We start from the raw sequence: 9,383 nt of genomic DNA on the forward strand, positions 1-9,383 counted from the left end.
CCGCTGAAGAGATCGACCCGGCCACGGTGCGGGGCGCCAGGCCCGCCGGTGAAGGCCGGCGGGGACCCGCCGCACCCGGGTCGGCATCAGCGGCCCGGTGCCGGTCGTGCCGGGAGGGTAGCCGGGAAACCGCTGCTCCGATGCCCGTGCACCGTCCACGGGGGAACGGGGGTGGGCGGGTCGGCGGGTGGTCTGCCACCATGTCGGTCATGGAGATCTGGGACAACCCGTCCTGCTCGAAGAGTGCCGGCGCGCGCGCCGCGCTCGACGAGGCGCGGGTGCCGTACCGGCTGCGGGCGTACCTGGAGCAGCCGCCGAGCGCGGCCGAGTTGACCGAGGTGCTGGGCCGGCTGAACGCCCGCGCCTGGGACGTGTGCCGCACCGGGGAGCCGGCCGCCGTGGCGTCGGGCATGGCGGACTGGCCCCGGGACGACGCCACCGAGCCCCGCTGGATCGAGGCGATGGTGGCGCATCCGGAGCTCATCCAGCGGCCGATCCTGCTGCTCGACGACGGCAGCGCGCTGGTCGGTCGTACCCCCGAGGCGCTCGACGAGGCGCTGCGCCGCGCCGGCGGCTGACCCGCGACCGCCGGGTCAGGCCTGCTCGCCGGCCGGCGTGCCGTTCCCCGCGGCCTGCGCGTGCCGCTCGCGCAACCGGTCCCGGATCTCCTCCGGCGTGTACGACCGGCGGCGCCGCTCGGCGCGGGCGATGACCACCCCGGACGCCGCGACGCCGGCCAGGCCGGCCAGACCGAGTACCTTCCACCACCGCATCCGTTGCCGCATCGGCCTAGGGTAGACGCTCATGAGCATCAGCCTGGACGAGGCCGTCGATCTGACCCGTACCGGAGACGTGTGGGTGTTCCGCGGCCGGAGCGTGCCCGACCGGGCCATCCAGCTCACCACGAACAGCCCGGTCAACCACGTCGGCATGGCGGTGGTGCTGGACGACATGCCGCCCCTGATGTGGCACGCCGAGCTGGGCCGGTCCCTGCCGGACATGTGGACCGGCAGCCACCAGCGCGGCGTGCAGCTGCACGACCTGCGCGACGCGGTCTGCGTCTGGGCCAACCGGTACGGGCAGCGCGCCTGGCTGCGCCAGCTCGACCCGCCGGCCGACGCCACGATGGAGCAGGCGGTGCTGCGCACCGTCGCCCGGCTCGACGGCACCCCCTTCCCCTCCACCGCCCAGCTCGCGTGGCGATGGGCCCGGGGCCGGGTGCCGCAGGTGCGGCTGCCGGGCCGCCGGGACCGCGCCGGGATGCCGGCCCGGGACCGGGCGCTGGAGACCGCGTACTGCGCCGAGGTGGTGGCGGTGACCTACGAGGCGATGGGGCTGCTGCCGGCCGGTCGCCGTCCGAACTGGTACGACCCGGGCCGGTTCTGGAGCGGCGACGACCTCGACCTGGCCGGCCAGGCCAAGCTCGGCGCCGAGATCGAGGTGCACATCCCGCCGCGCTGAGGTTTGCCGACGTGCGGCGGCGGCAATTGGTGACGCGTGAGAGCCTCCACCGATCTCGACACGCTGACCGACTTCTTCGACCGGTACGGCGTGGCGCTCACCGCCGGCGACGTACCCGCCCTCGCCGGCTGCTACGCCCTGCCCGGGCTGGTGGTCGCCGACACCTACAGCTTCTCGTTCAGCACGCTGGCCGCCGTCGCGCTCTCCTTCGTCGGCGCCGCCCCGGACTACCAGGAGCGGGAGCTGATCGCGGCGCACGCCCTGATCGAGGACGTGCAGCCGGTCGCCGCGCTGCTGACCATGGTGGCCGTGCAGTGGGAGTTCCTGGACAGCCAGGGCCGGGCGGTGCCGGGCGAGCGGTACCGCTACCTGCTGCGCACCACCGGGGACGGTCCGGCCATCTGCACCGTCATCCGCGCGGGCTGACCGCCGCCGTCGGCAGGGTGGTTCCGTCCTCGGGCGACGCCGCGCCCGTCGGCCCGGAACTCGGCGGGTACCCGTTCGGTGGGCGGCGTCGGTGTGGACATGATCGGATCGGACCCGAACCGCCCTCGGGTAACCAGCCGTTTTCCGGTCGGTGCCGTCCGGACGGGTCGTACCGGGCGGGCCTGCTGCTGTCCGTCGGCGGCGCTGGCTACGCTGGCGCGTCTGCTCGGACAAGGGAGACCTCATGTCAGACCGCTCGGCCCCGCGGCCGGAGGCGCGATCCGCACCCGCCGTACTCGCGTCGGTGCCGTGGATCGTCGTGCTGCTCGGGGTCGGGCTGCTCGCCGTCCTGCTGGTCGTCGCCCTGCTCTCCTTCCGCGGACCGGAGCACCAGGCGGCGCCCGAGCCGGCGCCGCCGATGTACCTGCCGCGGATGCCCTCGGTGACATCGTCCGCGACGACGACCGCGGACGCCCCGGTGGTGGCCGTGGAGGCCACTCCGTCGCGGAAGGCCAGTGCCACCGCCACGCCGTCGCCGCGCGCCAGCAGCCGCCGGCCCGATGCGACGCCGAGCACCCGCGCGCCGGCCCCCGCGGGTTCCGGCCGGGTGAGCGCGCACTACCAGGCCACCTCCAGCGACCGGGACTCGTTCTCCGCCGAGCTGACGGTGCGCAACACCACCGGTGGCGACCGGGAGTGGCGGGTGGAGCTGCTGTTCACCGGCAACGTCAAGTCGATCCGGGCGTCGTCGAGCTCGGGGTTGTCGGTGCGTACCCAGGGCAGTGGCTGGTTCGTGCTGAGCGGCACGAGTCCGCTGCCGGCGGGGGAGACCGCCGTGGTGTCGCTGACATTCGGCCGCAGCGGCAGCGGCGACCGGCCGGGCCAGTGCACCGTCAACGGGGCCGCCTGCACCATCGGCTGAGAGCCGGGGTGCACTTCGTACGGTCGGGCGGATTCGTGATGGTCCTGGCACTGTCCGACATGGCCGATGATGGCTACGCTCTCCGGACCGCACGGAGGAGGAAGCGTTATGTCCGGTACGCGTCGCCGCACGTCCCGGAGCGCCACCGCGCTCGCCTCGTCGCCGTGGGTCGTGGTGGCCACCGGCGTCGTGGTGATGGTGGTGCTGCTGGTCGTCGCGCTGGCCGCGTCCCGCAGCCGGGAGCCGGGGACGGCCGGGCCGACTGACCTGCCCGCGACCGTGGCGCTGCCGGACCTGCCGTCGGGTTCGCCGTCGCGGGCGGCGGTCGCCGTGCCCGCTCCGGTCGTCCCGGGGCTCTCTCCGCGCCGCAGCGACCCACCGCCGGTGCCGACGCCCAGCGGGGGTCCCGCCTCCTCCGCCGGGGGCGCGGGCGCGCAGCCCGGATCGGTCCCGTCGTCGTCGCCCCCGCGCCCGTCGCCGGTCACCGGGCGGTACCGGGTGATGGAAGCCTACGACGACGGCTTCATCGGCGAGGTGCTGCTCGCCAACGCCGCCGCCGGTCCGCGCCCCTGGACGGTGCGCCTGGTGCCGCCGAGCGGCAGCCGCCTGGTCACCTCCTGGGTGGAGGGTGCGCCGCAGGGCAACGCCCGGGTGTCCGACGGCGTCTTCACGTACACCAGTGGGGTGGACCTCGACGGCGGCGCGTCCGTGCCGCTGCGGTTCCACTTCGAACGCACCCGTGGCAACAACCGCCCGGGCGGGTGCACGGTCGACGGCACCGCCTGCACCGGGCTCTGACCCACCCTCCGCGCACCTCTCGGACGGCCGGAACGACGGCATGTTCCGCAAGAAGGCTGCTTTGTTACGACTCGGTTTGCAAGGTATTGCAGAATGTTTCGGCAAGAGCTAGCGTGCGGGCGAATCAGCGACCAGAGGAAGGCCGTCGATGAAACCCCCGCCGATGTCTCGCAAGGCACTGCTCGCTTTGGTCTCCACCCTCACCCTCGCCCTCGTCGGCGCCCCGGTCGCCGTCCAGCAGCTCGGCGCGGACGCCACCGACCGGACGCCCAGCGTCGACGCCCTCGCGGCGGCCGGCGCCGCCCAGTGGGGCGCCGAGCCCTCGACCGAGGCACTGCTCAAGGCGGGCGCCGGCACCGGGCGCGCCGAGCAGTTCTACTTCGTCCTGCCGGACCGGTTCGCCAACGGCGACCGGCGCAACGACTCCGGCGGGCTCACCGGCGACCGCCTCCGCACCGGCCTGGACCCGAAGGACAAGGGCTTCTACCACGGTGGCGACCTCAAGGGTGTCATCGACAAGCTGGACTACATCCAGGGCCTGGGGACGACCGCCATCTGGCTCGCCCCGATCTTCAAGAACCGTCCGGTGCAGGGCAGCGGCGCGGACGTCTCGGCCGGTTACCACGGCTACTGGATCACCGACTTCACCCAGGTCGACCCGCACTTCGGCACCAACGAGGAGATGCGGAAGCTGGTCAAGCTCGCCCACCAGCGCGGCATCAAGGTCTACCTTGACGTCATCGTCAACCACACCGCCGACGTCATCAAGTACGCCGAGGACAAGTACGCGTACGTCGACAAGAAGACCTCGCCGTACACCGACGCGCAGGGGCGCGCCTTCGAGGACCGCAACTACGCCGACGGCACCCGGGACTTCCCGAAGGTGAACGCGGACGCGGGCCCGTACACCCCCACCTTCGCCGACGCCGCCGACGCGAAGGTCAAGGTGCCGGCCTGGCTGAACGACCCGACGATGTACCACAACCGGGGGGACTCGACCTTCGCCGGTGAGAACAGCGAGTACGGCGACTTCTTCGGCCTGGACGACCTGTGGACCGAGCGTCCCGAGGTGGTGCGCGGCCTGACCAAGGCCTACGGGGACTGGATCGCCAGCACCGGCGTCGACGGCTTCCGCCTCGACACCGTCAAGCACGTCAACCTCGACTTCTGGCCGCAGTTCAGCCGGGGCATCAAGCGGGCCGCCGACGCCGCCGGCAAGAAGGACTTCTTCATGTTCGGCGAGGTCTACAGCGCCGACCAGGAGGTCACCTCGACGTACGTGCGGCGCGGCGGTCTGCCGGCCACCCTGGACTTCTCCTTCCAGGAGGCCGCGCGCGGCTACACCGCCGCCGACGGCTCGGCGAAGGCCCTCGCCGACGTGTACGCCCGCGACGACCTGTACGCCGCCCGGGACACCGGCGCCAATCGGCTGACCACCTTCCTCGGCAACCACGACATGGGCCGGATCGGCTCGTTCATCGCGGCCGCCGGCGGCGACGACGCCACCCAGCTGCGCCGTGACCAGCTCGCCCACCAGCTGATGTTCCTCACCCGGGGCCAGCCGGTCGTGTACTCCGGCGACGAGCAGGGCTTCACCGGCTCCGGCGGGGACAAGGACGCCCGGCAGGACATGTTCGCCACCAAGGTGGCGGACTACCTCGACGACGACCTGATCGGCACCACCCGCACCCACGCCGGCGACCAGTACGACACCGGGCACCCGCTCTACCGCACCATCGCCGAGCTGGGCAGCCTGCGTCAGGCCCACCCGGCGCTGCGCGACGGCGTCCAGGTCACCCGGTACGCGGCCGACGGTCCCGGCGTCTTCGCCTTCTCCCGGATCACCCCTGCCGACCGCACCGAGTACGTGGTGGCCGTGAACAACGCCGCCACCGCGCAGACCGTCTCCGTCGACACCTGGTCGGCCGGCACCGCCTTCACCGGCATCTACGGCGGCGCGGCCGCCTCGACCGCCGGCGCGGACGGCGAACTCAGCCTGACCGTGCCGCCGATGGCCGCCGTGGTCCTCAAGGCCGGTCGGCCCGTCCCGCAGGCCACCGCCGCGCCGAGCGTCACCATCACCGCGCCCGGCGCCGACCCGGTCGCCACCCGGGCCGCCGTCACCGCGCAGGTCACCGGCGACCCGCTGGCCACCGTCACCTTCGCCGCCCGGGTAGCCGGCGGCAGGTGGACGCTGCTGGGCAGCGCGCACGCCGCCCCGTACACCGTCCACCACGACCTGACCGGCCTGCCCGGCGGGACGAAGGTGGAGTACAAGGCCGTCGTCCGCGACGGCAAGGGGCGTACCGCCGGCGCCCGCTCCACCGGCGTCGTGGGCACCCCGGCGCAGAGCGCGGCCCGGGACTGGGCGGTCGTGCACTACCAGCGACCCGCCGGCGGGTACGACGACTGGGGCCTCTACGCCTGGGGCGACATCGACCCGGCGTACGCCACCGAGTGGCCCAAGGGGCAGCCGTTCGCCGGTGAGGACTCCTACGGCCGGTTCGCCTGGGTCAAGCTGAAGCCGGGCGCCAAGTCGGTCGGTTTCCTGGTGGTCGACAAGAACGGGAACAAGGACGTCGCCAACGACCGCACCATCGACGTGACGCAGACCGGCGAGGTCTGGGTCAAGCAGGGCGACCCGACCCTCTACCCCACTCGGCAGGCCGCCACCGGCGAGCCGGACCCGGCGGTCGACGAGGGCACCGCGCTCATCCACTGGCGCAAGGCCGACAACGACTACGCAGGTTGGGGCCTGCACCTCTGGGACGGCGCCGCCAACCCGACCGACTGGGCCAACCCGCTGCGGCCGGAGAAGATCGACGCCTACGGCGCGGTCTTCCGGGTGCCGCTGGCCGCGGGCGCGACCGGGCTGAGCTACATCATCCACTCCGGCGACACCAAGGATCACCCCGAGGACCAGCGGCTGGACTTCGCCAGCGCCGGGCGTGAGGTCTGGCTGCTCGCCGGGGTCAAGGGCCGGCTGCTGCCGCCCACTTCCTCCGGCCCGGCCCGGGACCTCGACATCACCAAGCAGAAGGCCCACTGGATCGACCGGTCCACCGTCGCCTGGTCGACCGGACCGACCGACGGCAAGCAGTACGCCCTGGTGGCCGCCCCGGCCGGTGGGCTGAGCATCGCCGACGGTGAGCTGGCCGGGACGTACACCTCGTTGCCGCTGCGGGCGCAGCGCAACGGGCTCACCGAGGCCCAGCGCGCGGCCTTCCCGCACCTGTGGTCCTACCGCACGTTCGGACTGGACCGAGCCGACCTGACCAAGGTCCCGGCGGCGCTGCGCGGGCAACTGGTGGTGACCGAGCGGGACGCCGAGGGCGCGCTGCTCGGGGCGACCGGCGTGCAGATCCCTGGTGTGCTCGACGACGTCTACGCCCGGGCCACCGACGCGAAGCTGGGCGCCACCTTCGCCGGCCGGGTGCCCACCCTCGCCGTCTGGGCGCCCACCGCCCGGACGGTGTCGTTGCAGCTCTTCGACTCGCCGACGGCCGAACCGCGGACCGTGGCGATGAGCCGCAACGACCGCACCGGCGTCTGGTCGGTGCGCGGCACCAGGGCGTGGGCCGGGAAGTACTACCGCTACCAGGTCGAGGCCTGGCAGCCGGCCACGCAGAAGGTGGTCACCGCCTCGGTGACCGACCCCTACTCGGTGGCGCTCGCGCCGGACTCCACGCACAGCCAGATCGTCGACCTGTCCGACCCGGCGCTGGCCCCGTCCGGCTGGGCGAACCTGCGCAAGCCGCCGGCGGTGCCCGCGTCCAAGGCGCAGATCTCCGAGCTGTCCGTGCGGGACTTCTCGATCGCCGACGCCACCGTGCCGGCGGAGAAGCGGGGCACCTACCTCGCCTTCACCGACCCGAACACGGCCGGCATGAAGCACCTGAAGGCGCTCGGCGACGCCGGGGTCAACTACCTGCACCTGCTGCCGGCGTTCGACTTCGCCACCATCCCCGAGAAGCGGGCCGACCAGCAGCAGCCCGACTGCGACCTGGCGAAGCTGCCGCCGGACTCCGACCAGCAGCAGGCCTGCGTGGCCAAGGTGGCCGAGAAGGACGGCTACAACTGGGGGTACGACCCGCTGCACTACACCGTGCCGGAGGGCGGCTACGCCGTCGACCCGGCCGGGGCGAAGCGGACCACCGAGTTCCGGCAGATGGTCGCCGGGGTCAACGACGCCGGGCTGCGCGTGGTGATGGACGTGGTCTACAACCACACTTCAGCCTCCGGCGCGGACCCGAAGTCGGTGCTCGACCAGGTGGTGCCGGGCTACTACCACCGGCTGCTGGAGGACGGCAGCGTCGCCAACTCGACCTGCTGCGCCAACACCGCCCCCGAGCACGCCATGATGGGCAAGCTGGTGGTGGACTCCCTGGTGACCTGGGCCAAGGCGTACAAGGTCGACGGCTTCCGGTTCGACCTGATGGGTCACCACCCGAAGGCGAACATCCTGGCCGTGCGGGCCGCGCTCGACGAGCTCACCCCGGCCCGCGACGGCGTGGACGGCAAGAAGATCCTGCTCTACGGCGAGGGCTGGAACTTCGGCGAGGTCGCCAACGACGCCCGGTTCGTGCAGGCCACCCAGGCCAACATGGCCGGTACCGGCATCGGCACCTTCAACGACCGGCTCCGCGACGCGGTGCGCGGCGGCGGTCCCTTCGACGCCAACCCCCGCATCCAGGGCTTCGCGTCCGGTCTCTACACCGACCCCAACGGCGACGCCGTGAACGGGACGGCGGCCGAGCAGAAGGCGCGGCTGCTGCGCCACCAGGACCTGATCAAGGTGGGACTCGCCGGCAACCTTCGGGGCTACCGGTTCACCGACTCGTCGGGCCGGCAGGTCACCGGCGCCCAGGTGGACTACAACGGCTCGCCGGCCGGCTACACCGCTGCGCCGGGCGAGGCGGTCACCTACGTCGACGCGCACGACAACGAGATCCTGTACGACGCGCTGGCGTACAAGCTGCCGCAGGGCACCTCGGCGACGGACCGGTCGCGGATGCAGGTGCTGGCGTTGGCGACCACCACCTTCGGGCAGGGGGCGGGCTTCGTCACCACCGGCTCCGAGCGGCTGCGCTCGAAGTCGCTGGACCGCAACTCGTACAACTCCGGTGACTGGTTCAACCAGATCCGGTGGGACTGCGCGCAGGGCAACGGCTTCGGCGCCGGCCTCCCGCCGGAGCAGGACAACAAGGACAAGTGGTCGTACGCGAAGCCGCTGCTGGCCGATCCGAAGCTGGTGCCGGACTGCGCCGCGATCAACCTGGCCGACGCCCGGTACGCGGAGCTGCTGCGGATCCGGGAGTCCTCGCCGGTGTTCGGGCTGGCCACCGCCGGCCAGGTGCAGCGGCGGGTCGCCTTCCCGCTCTCCGGCGAGAACGAGACGCCGGGCGTGCTGACCATGACCCTGGACGCCCGCGGGCTGGACGGGAAGTGGAAGTCGGTGACTGTCGTGTTCAACGGTACGCCGGAGAAGGCCACGCAGACGGTGACCGGCCTGCGCGGTGCGGACGTGGCGCTGCACCCGGTGCTGGTGAACTCGGCCGACCCGGTGCTGCGGACGTCCTCGTTCGACCGGGCGACCGGCACGTTCACCGTGCCGGCGCGCAGCGTGGCAGTCTTCGTCCAGCGCTGACCGACGAAGGTCCGGCCCCCTGCCACCGAGGTGGCAGGGGGCCGGACCTGTGTGTGGATCCGTGCTGTGCGCCTGTGTCAGTTGAAGCAGTCCTTGACGGTGCCGGCGCAGTTGGTGGGGTCGTTGTTG

7 protein-coding genes are annotated in these 9,383 nt (G+C 72.8%); 6 read left to right on the forward strand and 1 reads right to left on the reverse strand.

From position 1 onward, the window contains the following. Window positions 1–209: 209 nt before the first annotated feature. A complete protein-coding gene (locus tag V6U88_RS29980; protein ID WP_334458266.1) occupies window positions 210–578 on the forward strand; it encodes an ArsC/Spx/MgsR family protein in 369 nt (122 codons plus the stop codon). 15 nt (window positions 579–593) lie between these two features. On the opposite strand, the gene V6U88_RS29985 is transcribed toward V6U88_RS29980, so the two are convergent. After that, complete coding sequence (locus V6U88_RS29985; protein ID WP_179806561.1) at window positions 594–773, reverse strand: hypothetical protein; 180 nt, start codon at window positions 771–773, stop codon at window positions 594–596. 31 nt (window positions 774–804) lie between these two features. On the opposite strand from V6U88_RS29985, the gene V6U88_RS29990 reads away from it, so the two are divergent. The 5 genes from V6U88_RS29990 (at window position 805) to pulA (ending at window position 9,254) form a co-directional block, all read left to right on the forward strand. Continuing rightward, window positions 805–1,461: a hypothetical protein gene (locus V6U88_RS29990; RefSeq protein ID WP_334458267.1), complete on the forward strand. Its 657-nt coding sequence runs from the start codon at window positions 805–807 to the stop codon at window positions 1,459–1,461. Window positions 1,462–1,497: 36 nt separating this feature from the next. After that, window positions 1,498–1,887 (forward strand): hypothetical protein, encoded by a 390-nt coding sequence (locus V6U88_RS29995; RefSeq protein WP_334458268.1) that lies wholly within the window; start codon window positions 1,498–1,500, stop codon window positions 1,885–1,887. Window positions 1,888–2,131: 244 nt separating this feature from the next. Continuing rightward, window positions 2,132–2,809 (forward strand): hypothetical protein, encoded by a 678-nt coding sequence (locus tag V6U88_RS30000; RefSeq protein ID WP_334458269.1) that lies wholly within the window; start codon window positions 2,132–2,134, stop codon window positions 2,807–2,809. Window positions 2,810–2,917: 108 nt separating this feature from the next. Beyond that, on the forward strand, window positions 2,918–3,607 hold the full coding sequence (locus tag V6U88_RS30005) for a cellulose binding domain-containing protein (RefSeq protein ID WP_334458270.1): 690 nt from the start codon (window positions 2,918–2,920) through the stop codon (window positions 3,605–3,607). A 148-nt stretch (window positions 3,608–3,755) separates the two neighbouring features. Next, window positions 3,756–9,254 carry a pullulanase-type alpha-1,6-glucosidase gene (gene pulA / locus V6U88_RS30010; RefSeq protein WP_334458271.1) on the forward strand — a complete coding sequence of 1,833 codons (5,499 nt, stop codon included), beginning with the start codon at window positions 3,756–3,758 and terminating at the stop codon, window positions 9,252–9,254. Window positions 9,255–9,383 lie beyond the last annotated feature (129 nt).

It is taken from the genome of Micromonospora sp. CPCC 205739 (assembly GCF_036906795.1).
In the GTDB taxonomy this organism is placed as follows: domain Bacteria; phylum Actinomycetota; class Actinomycetes; order Mycobacteriales; family Micromonosporaceae; genus Micromonospora.